This is a genomic window from Neisseria mucosa (genome assembly GCF_013267835.1).
In the GTDB taxonomy this organism is placed as follows: Bacteria; Pseudomonadota; Gammaproteobacteria; order Burkholderiales; family Neisseriaceae; genus Neisseria.
The window spans coordinates 55,353-73,014 of sequence record NZ_CP053939.1 but is presented as its reverse complement, the minus strand read 5'-3'; the positions used below and the strand labels follow the sequence as shown (position 1 = coordinate 73,014).

Annotated in this window: 11 protein-coding genes, 3 tRNA genes and 2 rRNA genes; 3 read left to right on the top strand and 13 right to left on the bottom strand. The window is 48.3% G+C overall.

All coding sequences use genetic code 11. The features are described from left to right. Positions 1-80: 80 nt before the first annotated feature. The 4 genes from FOC66_RS00300 to FOC66_RS00285 all read right to left on the bottom strand — a co-directional run bounded on the left by FOC66_RS00300 (position 81) and on the right by FOC66_RS00285 (position 5,119). Positions 81-2,969: ribosomal RNA gene (locus FOC66_RS00300) — 23S ribosomal RNA — on the bottom strand. 347 nt (positions 2,970-3,316) lie between these two features. Then, positions 3,317-3,392: transfer RNA gene (locus FOC66_RS00295), tRNA-Ala, on the bottom strand. A 5-nt stretch (positions 3,393-3,397) separates the two neighbouring features. After that, a tRNA-Ile gene (locus FOC66_RS00290) sits at positions 3,398-3,474 on the bottom strand. Positions 3,475-3,578: 104 nt separating this feature from the next. Beyond that, positions 3,579-5,119, bottom strand: a 16S ribosomal RNA gene (locus FOC66_RS00285). The 16S and 23S rRNA genes sit together here with 2 tRNA genes alongside, the layout of an rRNA operon. A gap of 523 nt (positions 5,120-5,642) precedes the next feature. Here FOC66_RS00285 and thrB point away from each other — a divergent pair. Then, positions 5,643-6,560, top strand: a complete 918-nt coding sequence (thrB, locus tag FOC66_RS00280; RefSeq protein WP_003748502.1) for a homoserine kinase — start codon at positions 5,643-5,645, stop codon at positions 6,558-6,560. A gap of 42 nt (positions 6,561-6,602) precedes the next feature. Here the strand turns inward: thrB and FOC66_RS00275 are convergent, their stop codons facing one another. From FOC66_RS00275 to FOC66_RS00260, 4 genes are all read right to left on the bottom strand, one after another. Then, positions 6,603-8,129 (bottom strand): DHA2 family efflux MFS transporter permease subunit, encoded by a 1,527-nt coding sequence (locus tag FOC66_RS00275; protein WP_003748501.1) that lies wholly within the window; start codon positions 8,127-8,129, stop codon positions 6,603-6,605. Between the two features lie 101 nt (positions 8,130-8,230). Continuing rightward, positions 8,231-9,421: an efflux RND transporter periplasmic adaptor subunit gene (locus tag FOC66_RS00270; RefSeq protein WP_003748499.1), complete on the bottom strand. Its 1,191-nt coding sequence runs from the start codon at positions 9,419-9,421 to the stop codon at positions 8,231-8,233. Between the two features lie 225 nt (positions 9,422-9,646). Next, positions 9,647-11,053: an efflux transporter outer membrane subunit gene (locus tag FOC66_RS00265; protein ID WP_003748497.1), complete on the bottom strand. Its 1,407-nt coding sequence runs from the start codon at positions 11,051-11,053 to the stop codon at positions 9,647-9,649. 49 nt (positions 11,054-11,102) lie between these two features. After that, positions 11,103-11,597, bottom strand: a complete 495-nt coding sequence (locus FOC66_RS00260) for a MarR family transcriptional regulator (protein WP_003748495.1) — start codon at positions 11,595-11,597, stop codon at positions 11,103-11,105. A 296-nt stretch (positions 11,598-11,893) separates the two neighbouring features. Here FOC66_RS00260 and FOC66_RS00255 point away from each other — a divergent pair, with 296 nt between their 5' ends. After that, positions 11,894-12,775: a prephenate dehydrogenase gene (locus tag FOC66_RS00255; RefSeq protein ID WP_003748493.1), complete on the top strand. Its 882-nt coding sequence runs from the start codon at positions 11,894-11,896 to the stop codon at positions 12,773-12,775. Between the two features lie 86 nt (positions 12,776-12,861). On the opposite strand, the gene hisD is transcribed toward FOC66_RS00255, so the two are convergent. From hisD to FOC66_RS00230, 5 genes are all read right to left on the bottom strand, one after another. Next, on the bottom strand, positions 12,862-14,160 hold the full coding sequence (gene hisD, locus FOC66_RS00250; RefSeq protein WP_003748491.1) for a histidinol dehydrogenase: 1,299 nt from the start codon (positions 14,158-14,160) through the stop codon (positions 12,862-12,864). 48 nt (positions 14,161-14,208) lie between these two features. After that, on the bottom strand, positions 14,209-14,748 hold the full coding sequence (locus FOC66_RS00245; protein WP_003748489.1) for a hypothetical protein: 540 nt from the start codon (positions 14,746-14,748) through the stop codon (positions 14,209-14,211). A gap of 177 nt (positions 14,749-14,925) precedes the next feature. Beyond that, positions 14,926-15,651 (bottom strand): oxygen-insensitive NADPH nitroreductase, encoded by a 726-nt coding sequence (gene nfsA / locus FOC66_RS00240; protein WP_003748487.1) that lies wholly within the window; start codon positions 15,649-15,651, stop codon positions 14,926-14,928. Positions 15,652-15,706: 55 nt separating this feature from the next. Continuing rightward, entirely contained in the window at positions 15,707-16,360 is a 654-nt protein-coding gene (hisG, locus tag FOC66_RS00235; RefSeq protein ID WP_003748485.1) for an ATP phosphoribosyltransferase, read from the bottom strand. An 82-nt stretch (positions 16,361-16,442) separates the two neighbouring features. After that, positions 16,443-17,105 (bottom strand): SCO family protein, encoded by a 663-nt coding sequence (locus tag FOC66_RS00230; RefSeq protein ID WP_003748483.1) that lies wholly within the window; start codon positions 17,103-17,105, stop codon positions 16,443-16,445. Positions 17,106-17,388: 283 nt separating this feature from the next. On the opposite strand from FOC66_RS00230, the gene FOC66_RS00225 reads away from it, so the two are divergent. Beyond that, positions 17,389-17,473 (top strand) — tRNA-Leu (locus FOC66_RS00225). The last annotated feature ends 189 nt before the right edge of the window (positions 17,474-17,662 follow it).

The window sequence follows — 17,662 nt, the reverse complement described above, 5'->3', positions numbered from 1 at the left end:
TCGGTAAAGCCTTAATCGGTATAAATGGTGATGACTGAATCAGTCAGTAAGCTTTTATTATTTGAAGTTCTTCAAATGATAGAGTCAAGCCTCACGAGCAATTAGTATGGGTTAGCTTCACGCGTTACCGCGCTTCCACACCCCACCTATCAACGTCCTGGTCTCGAACGACTCTTTAGTGTAGTTAAACCACAAGGGAAGTCTCATCTTCAGGCGAGTTTCGCGCTTAGATGCTTTCAGCGCTTATCTCTTCCGAACTTAGCTACCCGGCTATGCAACTGGCGTTACAACCGGTACACCAGAGGTTCGTCCACTCCGGTCCTCTCGTACTAGGAGCAGCCCCCGTCAAACTTCCAACGCCCACTGCAGATAGGGACCAAACTGTCTCACGACGTTTTAAACCCAGCTCACGTACCACTTTAAATGGCGAACAGCCATACCCTTGGGACCGACTACAGCCCCAGGATGTGATGAGCCGACATCGAGGTGCCAAACTCCGCCGTCGATATGAACTCTTGGGCGGAATCAGCCTGTTATCCCCGGAGTACCTTTTATCCGTTGAGCGATGGCCCTTCCATACAGAACCACCGGATCACTATGTCCTGCTTTCGCACCTGCTCGACTTGTCGGTCTCGCAGTTAAGCTACCTTTTGCCATTGCACTATCAGTCCGATTTCCGACCGGACCTAGGTAACCTTCGAACTCCTCCGTTACTCTTTGGGAGGAGACCGCCCCAGTCAAACTGCCTACCATGCACGGTCCCCGACCCGGATTACGGGTCTGGGTTAGAACCTCAAAGACACCAGGGTGGTATTTCAAGGACGGCTCCACAGAGACTGGCGTCTCTGCTTCAAAGCCTCCCACCTATCCTACACAAGTGACTTCAAAGTCCAATGCAAAGCTACAGTAAAGGTTCACGGGGTCTTTCCGTCTAGCAGCGGGTAGATTGCATCTTCACAACCACTTCAACTTCGCTGAGTCTCGGGAGGAGACAGTGTGGCCATCGTTACGCCATTCGTGCGGGTCGGAACTTACCCGACAAGGAATTTCGCTACCTTAGGACCGTTATAGTTACGGCCGCCGTTTACTGGGGCTTCGATCCGATGCTTGCACATCTTCAATTAACCTTCCAGCACCGGGCAGGCGTCACACCCTATACGTCCACTTTCGTGTTAGCAGAGTGCTGTGTTTTTAATAAACAGTCGCAGCCACCTATTCTCTGCGACCCTCCGGGGCTTACGGAGCAAGTCCTTAACCTTAGAGGGCATACCTTCTCCCGAAGTTACGGTATCAATTTGCCGAGTTCCTTCTCCCGAGTTCTCTCAAGCGCCTTAGAATTCTCATCCTGCCCACCTGTGTCGGTTTGCGGTACGGTTCGATTCAAACTGAAGCTTAGTGGCTTTTCCTGGAAGCGTGGTATCGGTTACTTCATGTCCGTAGACACTCGTCGTCACTTCTCGGTGTTAAGAAGACCCGGATTTGCCTAAGTCTTCCACCTACCGGCTTAAACAAGCTATTCCAACAGCTTGCTAACCTAACCTTCTCCGTCCCCACATCGCATTTGAATCAAGTACAGGAATATTAACCTGTTTCCCATCGACTACGCATTTCTGCCTCGCCTTAGGGGCCGACTCACCCTACGCCGATGAACGTTGCGTAGGAAACCTTGGGCTTTCGGCGAGCGGGCTTTTCACCCGCTTTATCGCTACTCATGTCAACATTCGCACTTCTGATACCTCCAGCACACTTTACAATGCACCTTCATCGGCCTACAGAACGCTCCCCTACCATGCCAGTAAACTGGCATCCGCAGCTTCGGTTATAGATTTGAGCCCCGTTACATCTTCCGCGCAGGACGACTCGACCAGTGAGCTATTACGCTTTCTTTAAATGATGGCTGCTTCTAAGCCAACATCCTGGCTGTCTGGGCCTTCCCACTTCGTTTACCACTTAATCTATCATTTGGGACCTTAGCTGGCGGTCTGGGTTGTTTCCCTCTTGACAACGGACGTTAGCACCCGCTGTCTGTCTCCCGAGGAACCACTTGATGGTATTCTTAGTTTGCCATGGGTTGGTAAGTTGCAATAACCCCCTAGCCATAACAGTGCTTTACCCCCATCAGTGTCTTGCTCGAGGCACTACCTAAATAGTTTTCGGGGAGAACCAGCTATCTCCGAGTTTGTTTAGCCTTTCACCCCTATCCACAGCTCATCCCCGCATTTTGCAACATGCGTGGGTTCGGTCCTCCAGTACCTGTTACGGCACCTTCAACCTGGCCATGGATAGATCACTCGGTTTCGGGTCTACACCCAGCAACTGTTCGCCCTATTAAGACTCGGTTTCCCTACGCCTCCCCTATTCGGTTAAGCTCGCTACTGAATGTAAGTCGTTGACCCATTATACAAAAGGTACGCAGTCACACCACAAGGGTGCTCCCACTGTTTGTATGCATCAGGTTTCAGGTTCTATTTCACTCCCCTCCCGGGGTTCTTTTCGCCTTTCCCTCACGGTACTGGTTCACTATCGGTCGATGATGAGTATTTAGCCTTGGAGGATGGTCCCCCCATATTCAGACAGGATTTCACGTGTCCCGCCCTACTTTTCGTACGCTTAGTACCACCATTGAGATTTCGAATACGGGACTATCACCCACTATGGTCAAGCTTCCCAGCTTGTTCTTCTATCTCGACAGTTATCACGTACAGGCTCCTCCGCGTTCGCTCGCCACTACTTGCGGAATCTCGGTTGATTTCTTTTCCTCCGGGTACTTAGATGGTTCAGTTCTCCGGGTTCGCTTCGCTTATCCTATGTATTCAGATAAGGATACCTCCTAAGAGGTGGGTTTCCCCATTCGGACACCGCGGGATCATAGCTTTATTGCCAGCTCCCCCGCGCTTTTCGCAGGCTTACACGTCCTTCGTCGCCTATCATCGCCAAGGCATCCACCTGATGCACTTATTCACTTGACTCTATCATTTCAAGAACCTCTCTGACTTCGTTTGCCTACCCGTTGACTAGGGAAGCAAACTTGAAATTCCTACTTTGATAAAGCTTACTGCTTGTTGTGTCTTAATCCTGCCTTTTGTGTTTCAGGATTAAGTCGATACAATCATCACCCAAATACTGTGTTTGTTTTCTTTTCTCTTGCGAGAGATTCTTTATCCTTTGCAAAGAATAAAAAATCAAAACAAACGCATTGTCTTTGTTTGTTGATTTCGGCTTTCCAATTTGTTAAAGATCGATGCGTCGATATTTCACTTCGCAAATCAAAATAAGCTGCTAAGTATAGCAGGCTTCCTTTAATTTGTAAAGTGCTTGGTGGAGGCAAACGGGATCGAACCGATGACCCCCTGCTTGCAAAGCAGGTGCTCTACCAACTGAGCTATGCCCCCGTTCTTGGTGGGTCTGGGAGGACTTGAACCTCCGACCCCACGCTTATCAAGCGTGTGCTCTAACCAGCTGAGCTACAAACCCGGATTCTCTTCTTAAGCGAATCTTGTCTTCACTCAAGCTTTCCTCTTCCGCATCTTTACAGTTTACCGATAAGTGTGAATGCATCAGACCTCTTCTTTCTCTAGAAAGGAGGTGATCCAGCCGCAGGTTCCCCTACGGCTACCTTGTTACGACTTCACCCCAGTCATGAAGCATACCGTGGTAAGCGGGCTCCTTGCGGTTACCCTACCTACTTCTGGTATCCCCCACTCCCATGGTGTGACGGGCGGTGTGTACAAGACCCGGGAACGTATTCACCGCAGTATGCTGACCTGCGATTACTAGCGATTCCGACTTCATGCACTCGAGTTGCAGAGTGCAATCCGGACTACGATCGGTTTTGTGAGATTGGCTCCGCCTCGCGGCTTGGCTACCCTCTGTACCGACCATTGTATGACGTGTGAAGCCCTGGTCATAAGGGCCATGAGGACTTGACGTCATCCCCACCTTCCTCCGGCTTGTCACCGGCAGTCTCATTAGAGTGCCCAACTTAATGATGGCAACTAATGACAAGGGTTGCGCTCGTTGCGGGACTTAACCCAACATCTCACGACACGAGCTGACGACAGCCATGCAGCACCTGTGTTACGGCTCCCGAAGGCACTCCTCCGTCTCTGGAGGATTCCGTACATGTCAAGACCAGGTAAGGTTCTTCGCGTTGCATCGAATTAATCCACATCATCCACCGCTTGTGCGGGTCCCCGTCAATTCCTTTGAGTTTTAATCTTGCGACCGTACTCCCCAGGCGGTCAATTTCACGCGTTAGCTACGCTACTAAGCAATCAAGTTGCCCAACAGCTAATTGACATCGTTTAGGGCGTGGACTACCAGGGTATCTAATCCTGTTTGCTACCCACGCTTTCGAGCATGAACGTCAGTGTTATCCCAGGAGGCTGCCTTCGCCATCGGTATTCCTCCACATCTCTACGCATTTCACTGCTACACGTGGAATTCTACCTCCCTCTGACACACTCTAGTCACCCAGTTCAGAACGCAGTTCCCAGGTTGAGCCCGGGGATTTCACATCCTGCTTAAGTAACCGTCTGCGCTCGCTTTACGCCCAGTAATTCCGATTAACGCTCGCACCCTACGTATTACCGCGGCTGCTGGCACGTAGTTAGCCGGTGCTTATTCTTCAGGTACCGTCATCAGCTGTCGGTATTAGCAACAGCCTTTTCTTCCCTGACAAAAGTCCTTTACAACCCGAAGGCCTTCTTCAGACACGCGGCATGGCTGGATCAGGCTTGCGCCCATTGTCCAAAATTCCCCACTGCTGCCTCCCGTAGGAGTCTGGGCCGTGTCTCAGTCCCAGTGTGGCGGATCATCCTCTCAGACCCGCTACTGATCGTCGCCTTGGTAGGCCTTTACCCCACCAACTAGCTAATCAGATATCGGCCGCTCGAATAACGCAAGGCCCGAAGGTCCCCTGCTTTCCTCCTCAGAGAATATGCGGTATTAGCTAATCTTTCGATTAGTTATCCCCCATTACTCGGTACGTTCCGATATGTTACTCACCCGTTCGCCACTCGCCACCCAAGAAGCAAGCTTCTCTGTGCTGCCGTCCGACTTGCATGTGTAAAGCATGCCGCCAGCGTTCAATCTGAGCCAGGATCAAACTCTTATGTTCAATCTCTAACTTATAACTTCTGGTCTGCTTCAAAGAAACCGACAGGACAATGTCTAAAACATCATCTTGTCTGTCTTTCAAACAGTGTGAGGCCTAATGCACTCACACTTATCGGTAATCTGTTTTTTAAAGAGCGAATCGAATTATACAGTACAATTTTCAAAAGTCAACTAAAATTATCGAAAATTTCAACCAACTGTGTTATACTGTCTGCTTCGTTTTCTTCACCGCGTCAGCAGCGAAAAACCGAACTATACGCCTCCCAACAAAACCAGTCAACACCTTTCGCAAAATTATTTTCAAAAATTTAATCACTCCCCTGTTTTAACAGGTTTTTTATTTTTCTAAAAACACCTCAAATCTTCCCTATTCGCTTCCCAAATCCAACCCGGTTCAATACTAAGGCCGTCTGAAAGAGTATTTCAGACGGCCTTTTGAATTTGACCTATGCTTTAATTTATATTGTTGCCGCTTGTTTTTTGGTATGATGTTTCTTTGATTTTATTTCAGCTTCGAGTTTGCTATGTCTGTCTATACCAGTGTTTCCGACGCTCAAATGCGCGATTTCTTGCTGCAATATGATTTGGGAGATTTTGTCTCTTTGCAGGGAATTGCCCAAGGGATTACTAACAGTAATTATTTTCTGACTACCTCAACCGGTCGTTATGTATTGACTGTTTTTGAGGTTTTAAAATCAGAGGAACTGCCTTTCTTTTTAGAGCTAAACCAACACTTGAGCCAAAATGGCGTTGCCTGCGCTGCTCCGATTGCTCGTAAAGATGGTGGACTGCATTCTATTTTAGCCGGAAAACCTGCTTGTTTGGTGACCTGTTTGAATGGCTCCGATACCGGCTGGCCGACTGAGGCTCAATGTTTCCACACTGGTGCGATGTTAGCCAAAATGCATTTAGCCGGCCAAGATTTTCCTTTAAAAATGAAAAATCCTCGTTATGATGGCTGGTGGCATGATGCCTGCACCCAGTTACTCCCGGTTTTAGATAGCGAAGATGCCAAACTGCTTCAAGCTGAAATTGCTGCTTTAGATGAAAATCTTGGAGAACATTTGCCTTCCGGTATTATCCATGCCGATTTATTTAAAGACAATGTACTGCTTAATGGAGATGAAGTTTCCGGCTTTATCGATTTTTATTATGCGTGCAATGGTAATTTTATGTACGACTTGGCCATTGCAGTTAACGACTGGGCGCGGACAGCCGATAATAAATTAGACTCTGCTCTTTATGATGCTTTTATCCATGGCTATGAAAGCGTACGTCCTTTATCTGATGAAGAACGTGTATATTTCCCTACTGCACAAAGAGCCGGATGTATCCGTTTCTGGGTGTCCCGCCTGCTGGATTTCCATTTTCCTCAATCAGGCGAAATGACATTTATTAAAGATCCGAATGCATTTAGAGATCTGTTATTGAGTCTTAAATAATATATAGATAAAAGGCCGTCTGAAATTCAGACGGCCTTTTATTTAATGTCCTCCCCCACTGGAGCCGTTAAATGGTGGTCTTGCCAGCCAAATAATGGGGATCATGCTGATGAATATAATGCTGCCTGCCAAGAAGATTTCATTTGAGCCAATAATAAAGCCTTGTTGGGAAATGGTGCTATTTATCGCAGCCAGGGCTTGCTCTTTGCTCAGACCATTGGCCATCATGCCTTGAATAGATTGGTTGCTGATTGAGGACAATGAATTGATATGTTCGGTCAGCTGAGTATGATGCAGAGCTTCGCGCCGTTCCCACATGGTGCTGACAACGGATACTCCGACACCGCCCATAAAGACACGCAAGAAGTTAGACAGGCTACTGGCCGAGGCAATTTGGTTGCCTTTCATATGCGATAGCGTGATACTGGTCAAAGGCAGGAAGAACATGGCTACGCCTAAACCCTGCCAAAATTGCGGCCAAACGACGTTGCTCATATCCATACCGGCATAAAAATCGGTTCGCCAATGGAATGTGTAGGCAAACACTAAGAAGCTGGCACTGACAAACAGGCGCATATCGACGCGATTACCAAACTTACCGATAATCGGCGATAAAATAATCGGCAGAAAACCTACCGGTGCAGCAGCCAAACCGGCCCAAGTAGCGGTATAGCCGAGATTTGATTGCAACACCAAAGGCAGCAGGGTCAATGTGCCCATATAGACCATAAAGCCCAACGATGTGGCAACAACGCCTATCGTGAAGTTTCTATTTTTAAACAATGACAAATCGACAATCGGGTATTTCTCGCCCAGCTCCCAAACAATAAAATAGGTCAGAAACACCAAAGCGGTAACGCCCAAAACGATAATCTCTTCCGAGGCAAACCAGTCCAATTCCTTGCCCCTATCAAGCATCATTTGCAATGCGCCGACACCGACAATCATCAACACCAGCCCGACGTAATCAATCGGCGCCCTGACGATTTCGGTTTCCCTGTGTCTAAGCTGTTTCCAAGCGATGGAAGCGGATAAAACCCCGATTGGGATATTGATAAAGAAAATCCATCCCCAATGCCAGTTGTCAGAAATCCAACCGCCCAAAATCGGCCCCAATACAGGGGCAACAACGACGGTCATCGCCCATAAGGCCAGTGCCAATGTTCGTTTTTCAGGCGGATAGGAAGCCATCAACAGGCTTTGTGACAAGGGAATCAATGGCCCGGCGATGAAGCCTTGCAATACACGGAAAAAAACCAAGGCTTGAAGATTATGCGCCATACCACACAGCCATGACGTTACGACAAAACCAATCACGGCAGCAATAAAGATTTTAACCTCGCCAAACCGCTTGGCCAAAAAGCCGGTCAGGGGGACAGAAATGGCATTGGCTACGGCAAATGAGGTAATCACCCAAGTGCCCTGCGTGGTCGCCGCACCCAAATCTCCTGCGATAACGGGCACGGCGACGTTGGCGATGGTGCTGTCCAAGACTTCCATAAATACGGCCAAGCTGAGCGCCAACGTTGCCAACACCAGCTTAAACCCTTGTAACGGCGGATAATTCATATTTTTAAACTATAAGACAACCGCCAAAGCGGTCGATTGAAGAGAATCAATGTTTCAGACGGCCTGAGCCTTCAATAAAAGACCCAGGCCGTCTGAAAAGATTATTTTGCATATTGCTCGAAGATTTTATCGACTAAAGCATCGGCGGCTTTCCAATCCACACTTTCCGTTTCCGGCAGCGCAGTATTTCGTTCTGCTTCGGCAGTCATGGCTTTACCGCTGCCCTTCTCGGCAACATCGACTTTAACAGTCATCGACAAACCGACACGGAGCGGATTTTGTTGCAATTCTTTAGCATCCAAACTGATACGCACCGGTACACGTTGCACAACTTTAATCCAGTTGCCCGTTGCGTTTTGTGCCGGCAGTAATGAGAACGCGCTGCCCGTACCGGCCGACAAGCCCATTACCTTGCCATGGTAAACCACTTTGCTGCCGTACAAATCGGCTGTCATTTCAACAGGCTGGCCGATTTTCATTTTGCGCAGTTGCGATTCTTTAAAGTTGGCATCCACCCACAATTCAGACAGAGGTACAACGGCCATCATCGGCGTACCTTGCGCGATACGTTGACCGACTTGGACATTGCGTTTGGCAATTTGACCGCTGATTGGCGAACGGATTTGCGTACGTTGCAGATTCAGCCAAGCGTCTTTGATGTGGCTGATGGCCGTCTGAACCGCCGGTTGTTGGCGCAGCGGAATATTGCTGCCCAACGCTGCCTGAGCAGAAACTTCTTCCGCCTCAACCGCTTTCAATGCAGCCTGAGCCTGAACCACAGCGGCGCGTGCATGGCTGAGTTCTTCGCCGGAAACCGCTTCCGTACCCGCCAAAGATTCGCGGCGGCGCAAATCGGCTTGCGCACGGGCCAAATCGGCTTTGCGCAACAATACTTGCGCTTTGGCTTTTGAATTGACCGCAGTTTGCTGTTTATTTTGACGGATGGCCTGAATCAATTCATTTTGCGCGCGATCGTATGCCAGCTGAAAATCGCTGTCGTCCAAAGCCACCAAAACATCGCCTTTTTTCACGACATCCGTATCGTCATACATGACTTTGCGCACCGTGCCGTTCACCTGCGGCGTAATCATCACCAAATGACCGGCCACATAAGCATCTTCCGTTTCTTCTTCATGCTGCCAAAACAGGAAATACGCCAAAGCAACTACGGTTGCCGTAATAAGGAATAGGAGTGTAACGATAACCAAATTGCGTTTGCGATGCGTTTTTGCGCCGGAAGCGGCTACTTCCGTTTCATTTTGGACATTATTTTTTTCTGATTGAGTATCCATAAGTCCCAACTTTAAATTCTGCACATGTGATAACGATATTATTGTCCTGTCGGGTAGCTGACTTATACCATCAGCCCCCAATACGCGCGTTTAACGCGCTAAAGGGTCATATTTTATAGTTACACTCTATTCATTACAATAATTTCTTCCGGTAGCAAATGTAAATAAGGTAAGCAAAAGGCCGTCTGAAATCACTTTCAGACGGCCTGCCGTTTGATAAACCGTTTATTTCTTATTTAATTTAAAGCCTCCGCCCAATTGGGCATTGAGGTTACTCCAAGCTGTCAGATATTCTGCATGGTATTGGACTGCCGACATTTTCGTACGCACAGCTTCGTCTTGTTTTTGCAAGGCAGTCAAGCCGTTATCCAAGCCTGCACGAACGCGTCCTTTCGCATTTTGCACAGATTTATCTGCAATATTGACCATCTTGTTCCAAGTATCTTGTCGACTTTTCAAGCTTTGATAATCTACGACGGCATCTGCCGCCGAACGCATGGCGTTCAAAACAGTTTGGTCGTACACGGCAACCTGCTCGTTATATTGGGCGCGTTTGCCTGCCAATTTGGATTGCAGCGCGCCGGAAGTAAACAATGGCAGATTCAAAGCCGGAACAATGCCCAACATACCGGATGTCCGTCCGCGAATCAGATTGAACGCATCAATATGCGTCATGCCTGCCAAAACTTTCAACTCAATATTCGGATAAAACTCTGCTTCGGTTGATTTGACGATATGCCATTTCTCTTCAAGCAAGGCTTTTTGTGCCGCGATATCAGGGCGGGCCGCCAGCAAATCCGCTTCAATACGGCTAACTGGCAATGACGGCACAGCCGCCATTTTTTCCGGAACTTGTCCATTCAATGCGCCCGGTACACGGCCGGTCAATACAGCCAAACTGTTGCGGATTTTCTCGTTTTTCTGAGTCCATGCCGATTTTTCAAGCTGCAATTGTTGTTGCGCCATTTCCAGAGCGTGCAACGCATCAGCAGGCGCCAGCTGCGCTTTAACGCGTTGTTGCATCAGTTTCAATGCTTTATCCGCCAGCTCTATACGCGTATCCAGCAGCGCCAGTTGTTCTGTCGCCATCTGCCACGCAAAATATTGTGCAGCAACGGCATGAGCCAGCTCGGTGCGGACATGCTGCGCTTCATATACCGCCGCCCGGCTTTTTCCCAAAACGGCTTGAATCTGCTCTCGGTTTTTACCCCAAAAGTCAAAAACCAAGCTGCCTTGCAAGGCTGCGTTCGCCAAAACCAATGTATGGTCGGTATCGATCATACCGGCTTGAGGTTTGGGTGAAACATAAGCACCCAGACCTGTAACACCCAAGCCGACTTGCGGTTTGTTTGCGGCTCCTACAACGCCCAGCTGCGCCTGAGCCTGCTCAAACCTTGCCTTGACGACACGCAGATTGGTAGACGTCTGAATGGCGGAAGCAATCAAATTGTTTAATTTTTCATCTTTCAGCTTCATCCACCAGCCGTCTTGGGCAGTAGCGGCAGATTGGCCTTGCGGCAGCGGATAGGCTGTTGTCTCATCCAAAGGCGACTGTTTGCCGAAAGGCGCACATGCCGCCAACAGCGAAACTGCGGCAACGCATACGCTTGATTTGACCAAACCTAATTTCATACAGACTCCGTTTATGTGTGCCTGCCGCAGACCATCAGGCCTTCTGTTGTCAATTGCCCAAACGGTTCAACAGTTTACCCAACAGGTGTTGCAGCGTATCATAATCCTCTTTCGTGAAATCTTCCCACGCTTGGCCGCTCTGACGGGCAATTTGCGGCCATACTTCGTGGATGAAGGTCTCACCCGAAGGGGTCAATTTTAGCACAATCTGACGGCGGTCTTTTTGATTGATATAACGCTCTACCCAGCCGCGTTCAACCATATCGTCCGACAGGCGTGTGGCACTGGTGCGCGTCAAGTCCATCAGGTCGCTCAAGCGCGAAGGCAGGATTTCGCTGTTTGGGCTGACGTAAACCGCCATCAGGGAGAACCACAGATTTTCATTGATGCCGAACGCTTTCAGGTTTTCATTCAAATGGCTGCTCAAACGTTCGGTTACAATGCGCAACATGCGGGATACTTGGTTTTGCTGCTCGGGAAATTGAGGCAGGCGGGTGGAAAGCAAATGCATTGCATTGACTAATTCGGTTTGTGAAAAACTCATAAATTCCTTCTTTCTGAGTGAATTATTTTATCCGATACCAATCAGAATAAAATATGATGTAATAATTTACTTTAAGATACCAATTACTTACTTTAAGACGTTATACTAATTCAGATGATTATTTTAGTGTATGAAAATCTGATAATCGGTTACATGATCCTACTAAACGGATTTTTCTATGCCTAAATCATGAAAAATCGACCCTAAAAAAGGCCGTCTGAAACCTTGATTCCATCTTTCAGACGGCCTCGATGACAGATTAAAATAAGCTTTTCCACTTAAACCGGATGCAAACCATGAACACTTCCGCCTTCTTCCCCCACATTACCCTTATCGGCGTCGGTTTAATCGGCGGTTCGTTCATGCTCGACCTCAAACGCTTGGGGCTGGTGCAAAGCGTTACCGGCATCGACACCAATGCCGACAACCTCAATTACGCGCTCGACTGCGGCATCATCGACCATGCCTGCCCGAATATTTGCGCCGAAAGCATCGGCAATGCCGATTTGGTTTTGATTGCCACGCCGGTCTCCGTCCTGCCTGACGTATGCCGCGACATCAAGCCTTTCTTAAAAGAAACGGCCTGCGTTTCCGATGTTGGCAGCACCAAACAATCGGCACTCAATGCCTTCCGCACCCATTTGTCCGAACGCCTGCCGCAATGTTTTGCCGCCCACCCGATTGCAGGTTCGGATCAAAGCGGCGCAAAATCCGCGCGTTGCGGTTTGTTTCAAAACAGCCGCCTGATCATTACCTTGCACGGCCAAGAGGCTTCAGACGGCCTAAGACGGTTGAAAAGCCTGTGGCAGGCGGTTGGTTCGCAGATTTTCACCATGAGTGCCGAAGAACATGACAATATTTTTGCCGCCGTTTCCCACTTACCGCATTTGGCCGCCTTTGCCTATGTCCACGCTTTGTTCGACCATCCGCACGGCAAAGACTATCTCCCCTATGCCGCCACCGGCTTTCGCGACTTTACCCGCATTGCCTCCAGCCACCCTGCCGTCTGGACAGACATCTGCCTGGCCAACCGCCCTGCCCTGCTCAAACTGACCGGAGATTTGAAAGAACAATTATCCAAATTGGAACAACTCCTTTCAGACGGCAACAAAACCGAGCTTTACCGTTATTTTGAAGAAGCCGCACAAATGCGTAATGACTGGCTGAAAAACCGTTAAACCTGTTTTCAGACGGCCTGATGCCTTATCGGCCAAACCTTCATCACAATAAAAAGGGCATCTGTTTAGATGCCCTTTTTGATTTCTTACGGATTGTCTTTCAAACGGAACTCAGCCGCTCTGGCGTGCGCAGTCAAACTTTCGCCATGCGCCAACACGCTGGCGGTTTTGCCCAATTTCTGCGCGCCTTGTTCTGAAACCTGAATCAGACTGGAGCGTTTTTGGAAATCATATGTTCCCAAAGGAGAAGAGAAACGCGCCGTGCGGCTGGTCGGCAAAACGTGGTTGGGGCCGGCGCAATAGTCGCCCAGGCTTTCACTGGTATAGCGTCCCATGAAAATCGCGCCGGCGTGGCGGATTTTTTTCGCCCACTCTTGCGGATTCTCAACCGACAATTCCAAGTGTTCGGGAGAAATATGGTTGGCGATTTCGCAGGCTTCGTCCAAGTCTTTAGCCAAAATCATTGCGCCGCGGTTGCCCAATGAAGCTTCAATAATCGCACGGCGCGGCATGGTTTCAATCAGGCGGTTCATGGCCGTCTGAACTTCGTCCAAATACGCTTGGGAAGTACCGATCAAAATCGCTTGTGCAATTTCATCGTGTTCCGCCTGACTGAACAAATCCATCGCCACCCAATCGGCAGGCGTCGTACCATCGGCAATCACCAAAATTTCAGACGGCCCTGCCACCATATCAATGCCGACCACACCGAACACGCGTCGTTTGGCCGCAGCGACAAAAGCATTGCCCGGGCCGGTAATCTTATCGACTTGAGGCACAGATTCCGTACCATAAGCCAAAGCCGCAACTGCCTGCGCGCCGCCGACCGTAAACACTTTGGTTACACCAGCCACAAAAGCAGCCGCCAACACAATATCGTTGCGCTCGCCTTTCGGAGTGGGAACAACCATGATGATTTCTTTCACGCCGGCAACGTGGGCAGGCATGGCGTTCATGATGACGGAACTCGGATAAGCGGCTTTACCGCCCGGAACATAAATACCGACACGGTCAAGCGGCGTAATCTGTTGGCCCAAAAGCGTGCCGTCTTCGTCTTCGTAAGTCCACGACTCCATTTTTTGGTGTTTATGGTAGCTTTCCACCCGTCTCGCGGCTGTTTTCAAGGCCGTCTGAATGTTTTCGGGCAAACGCTCAAACGCAGACTGCAAATCGTCTTGCGTCAGGATTAAATCGTCGATGGTTTGAGCGGATGTACCGTCAAAGCGGTTGGTATATTCAATCAACGCTGCATCGCCGCGTTTTTGAACATCGGCGCAGATGTCGGCGACAATACGGTCTATTTCAGGATTTTGCGCGGTTTCAAAAGCAAGTAACGCTTTGAGTCCGGCTTGAAAATCAGGGGATTGAGTGTCGAGTTTCTTCATGGTTTGCTCTCTTCTTTGTTTCTATATCTCTACGAAAATCCTACCTAGCTATTCTTTGATCACGTTTTGGCACTTTTCATCCCAGTATACCTTCCATCTACCATGTTTTTTAGCAAAAAAAACCGTAAACTCATCATTTACATAATCGGCAACATAGCGAAGATTAGGAGGATTTTCATCAAAACTTAATATCCAAGGATGGAAGTAAAAGGTTTTCTCCCACCTCTTCTGAGTATAGCCGAGATTCTTGGCAAACTGAGGGATGGGTTGTTGCATCTCACTTTCCAAATAGGACTGAATGGCATTGTCAATACTATTTAAACGAGCTAATAGTTGCTTAAACTGGTCTTCCTCCTCAATTTTGAAATCACCTATGAACTCAAATTCTGCAAAGTCTATAGAAAATTCAAATAATGTGATTTTACCATCCTCAGCATAGTGCCCATCTTCATCAACACAACAACGAGTTCCTGACTTCAACACTCGCTCAAAATCTAGATCCGCAAAGCGATTACGGGGAAGTATTGACTCACGCTCTTGAGATTTTTGGGATTTTTTACTAAATAACTGCTTAAATATCTGAAGCATCGCATCTCTCTATTCTTCCTCAACAACATCAGCTATGAAGTCATTTCTGTTTATCCCAAGCACTTAAACCGATTGGAATAGACCTACTTAACCAGCGCAACTGAGAATTATCTTTATATATTTCTTTTCCAGTTCTTATGTTCAGACGGCCTCAGCCACATACAGGCCGTCTGAACATTATCTTTTCAAAAAACCTTTTTTCTGCAAAAACGCCAACATATGCGGCCGCACGGGATTGCCCAAGGTTTTGGCCAGCGATTCCTTCCAAGGTATCGGGCTGCCCTTGCGTAACTCATAATAATCCGCCACGGCCTGATTATAGGTTTCAACCGCATCGGCATTCAGGCTTGGGCAGGCGTTTTCGGCGTACACCATTTCCTTCGGCAGGCGCGGTTTGAACGGCGGGTCTTGGTCGGGATAACCAAGGCAGAGTCCCACCAAAGGCACGCAATAATCCGGCAGGCTCAATACGTCCGACACTTTTTGCGCATTATTGCGCAATGCGCCGATATACACGCCACCCAGCCCAAGCGATTCGGCAGCTAGCAAGACGTTTTGCGCCATAATGCCTGCATCGACCGCGCCAATCAGGGTGACTTCCGCCCAATCAATTTGCGCATCGGGAAACATTGCCTTGTGTTTGGAGAAATCAATGCAAAACAATAAAAATTCCGCACAATGGACAATATAAGGTGCGCTTCCAGCCGCTTCATGTATTCCCTGCCTCAGCGCAAGGTCGGATACGCGGATGATGGAAACGCATTGCAGGTTGTTGGAAGTCGAAGCCTGCTGCCCCGCACGCACCAGCGTATCGAGGATTTCATCGGTAATCGGCTCGGAAGTAAACCTGCGGATGGAGCGATGGGAAAGAATCGTATCGAGTGTCGGTTTGCTTTGCATCATGACGGGGCTTTCAAACTGGGTTGGCAAACAGGTTTGCAATATCTATCCAAAATTTTCAGACGGCCTTAGCGGCATTTTCAAATGCCTGAATAATCGGATTCAACAGCGCATATTTGGTTTTCAATGCCGCCTTGTTGACCACCAAGCGGCTGGAAATATCAGCCACATGTTCTACAGCTTCCAAACCATTGGCCTTCAATGTATTGCCGCTGGAAACCAAATCAACAATCGCGTCGCTCAAACCGACCAAAGGCGCAAGCTCCATCGAGCCGTACAGTTTGATGATGTCCACATGCACACCTTTGCCGGCAAAATGTTCGGCGGCGATGTCGGGATATTTGGTGGCAATCCGCAAGCGGCTGCCGGGTTGGGAAGCAGCGGCATAATCAAAACCTTTTTTAACCGCAACCATCATGCGGCATGAGGCGATGTGCAAATCCAAAGGTTGATACAAACCGTCTCCGCCATGCTCGATCAGCACATCCTTCCCGGCAATGCCGAAGTCCGCCGCACCATATTGCACATAAGTCGGCACATCAGTCGCGCGCACAATCACCAAACGGATGTTGTCATGATTGGTACCAATAATCAGCTTGCGCGACTTTTCCGGCTCTTCCGCAGGCACAATACCGGCTGCGGCCAACAGCGGCAGGGTTTCCTCAAAAATCCGTCCTTTGGATAAAGCAATCGTTAAAAGTGTGTCGGTCATTTTTTTCTTTTCCTTTGCCGTATCAAAAGCAAGAAGGCCGTCTGAAATCTACAACCCATTTCAGACGGCCTCAACTACGATTTTACAATAAAGTTTTCACATCGGCTGCAATCGTTTCAGGCTCGCTGCCGTAAGGCGAGAAAATCGCCACTTCGCCGTTTTTATCAATCAAATATGCGCCTGAAGAGTGGTCGACCAAATAGTTTTCACTGTCTTCTTTTTGGTTCACTTTAGCCGATACCACACGGTATTGCTGTTTGATGACAGGCAGGCTTTGATCGCCGGTGGCCGTCAGTCCGATAAAATCAGGGTTGAACTGTTTGGCGTATTTGCCGATTACTTCAGGCGTATCGCGCTCAGGGTCGATGCTGACGAATACCACTTTCACGTCTTTAGCCTGGTCGCCCAATTGTTTCAAAGTGTCGCTGTAAGTCAGCAACTCGGTCGGGCACACGTCAGGACAGTGGGTATAACCGAAAGACAGGATAACCACTTTGCCTTTCAAATCACTCAGGCTGAAAGGTTTGCCGTCGCCATCGGTCAACGTAAAATCGCCGCCAATGTCTTCTTTGCGCATATCGGTACCACGCGCTTGCGCTTTGGCAGTAGATTCACCGGAAGCGGCAGGTGCGGCAGAAGCGGCAGGCGCCGAAGAAGCCTCTTTGGCTTCCTCTTTAGGATGACAAGCAGCCAGGGTGGCCAACGCAATAGCACTGAGTAAGAAAGTTCGTGTGACGGAAAGCATAAATTTTCTCCAAAACCGTTTCAAATAAATAAGGCCAAACAACCACCCGGCCAGTCTAAAAACAAAACATCTTCATATTAACGCGTTTGACACATTAAAAGTAGCCCTTTTTGTAGATAAATACCGTTTTTTTGTTTTAAAAACCTGCCTTCCATTTGGACAGGCATTAAACTCAAAAAGTTTAATTCATTAAAAATCAAACAAATATAAAAATAATTCAATTTTTTTTCAAATACCGCTTTACAAGATTCGAGAACTCGCTATAATGACGACTTCTTCGCTAGCCCAGGTGGCGAAATTGGTAGACGCAGGGGACTCAAAATCCCCCGCCGCAAGGTGTGTCGGTTCGAGTCCGACCCTGGGCACCAAATTTAAAAAACCTCTTGATTCAGTCAAGAGGTTTTTTGCTATTCGTCATTTGCAAAAAAACCTTCTCCTTACTCAAACTGTCAACAATCCATCCACACCAAGATCAATAAAACTGTTTTTTTATTTCTTTAAAATCAACCTTCAATCTATTTTCCCGTTTCAAATGTTAAAAGATGAAAGATTTTATC

Coding starts and splice junctions, on each gene's coding strand:
- thrB (WP_003748502.1), top strand. CDS start 5,643: ATGTCTGTCTATACCAGTGTTTCCGACGCTCAAATGCGCGATTTCTTG.
- FOC66_RS00230 (WP_003748483.1), bottom strand. CDS start 17,105: ATGCTTTCCGTCACACGAACTTTCTTACTCAGTGCTATTGCGTTGGCC.
- hisD (WP_003748491.1), bottom strand. CDS start 14,160: ATGAAGAAACTCGACACTCAATCCCCTGATTTTCAAGCCGGACTCAAA.
- FOC66_RS00260 (WP_003748495.1), bottom strand. CDS start 11,597: ATGAGTTTTTCACAAACCGAATTAGTCAATGCAATGCATTTGCTTTCC.
- FOC66_RS00265 (WP_003748497.1), bottom strand. CDS start 11,053: ATGAAATTAGGTTTGGTCAAATCAAGCGTATGCGTTGCCGCAGTTTCG.
- FOC66_RS00275 (WP_003748501.1), bottom strand. CDS start 8,129: ATGAATTATCCGCCGTTACAAGGGTTTAAGCTGGTGTTGGCAACGTTG.
- FOC66_RS00255 (WP_003748493.1), top strand. CDS start 11,894: ATGAACACTTCCGCCTTCTTCCCCCACATTACCCTTATCGGCGTCGGT.
- nfsA (WP_003748487.1), bottom strand. CDS start 15,651: ATGATGCAAAGCAAACCGACACTCGATACGATTCTTTCCCATCGCTCC.
- hisG (WP_003748485.1), bottom strand. CDS start 16,360: ATGACCGACACACTTTTAACGATTGCTTTATCCAAAGGACGGATTTTT.
- FOC66_RS00270 (WP_003748499.1), bottom strand. CDS start 9,421: ATGGATACTCAATCAGAAAAAAATAATGTCCAAAATGAAACGGAAGTA.
- FOC66_RS00245 (WP_003748489.1), bottom strand. CDS start 14,748: ATGCTTCAGATATTTAAGCAGTTATTTAGTAAAAAATCCCAAAAATCT.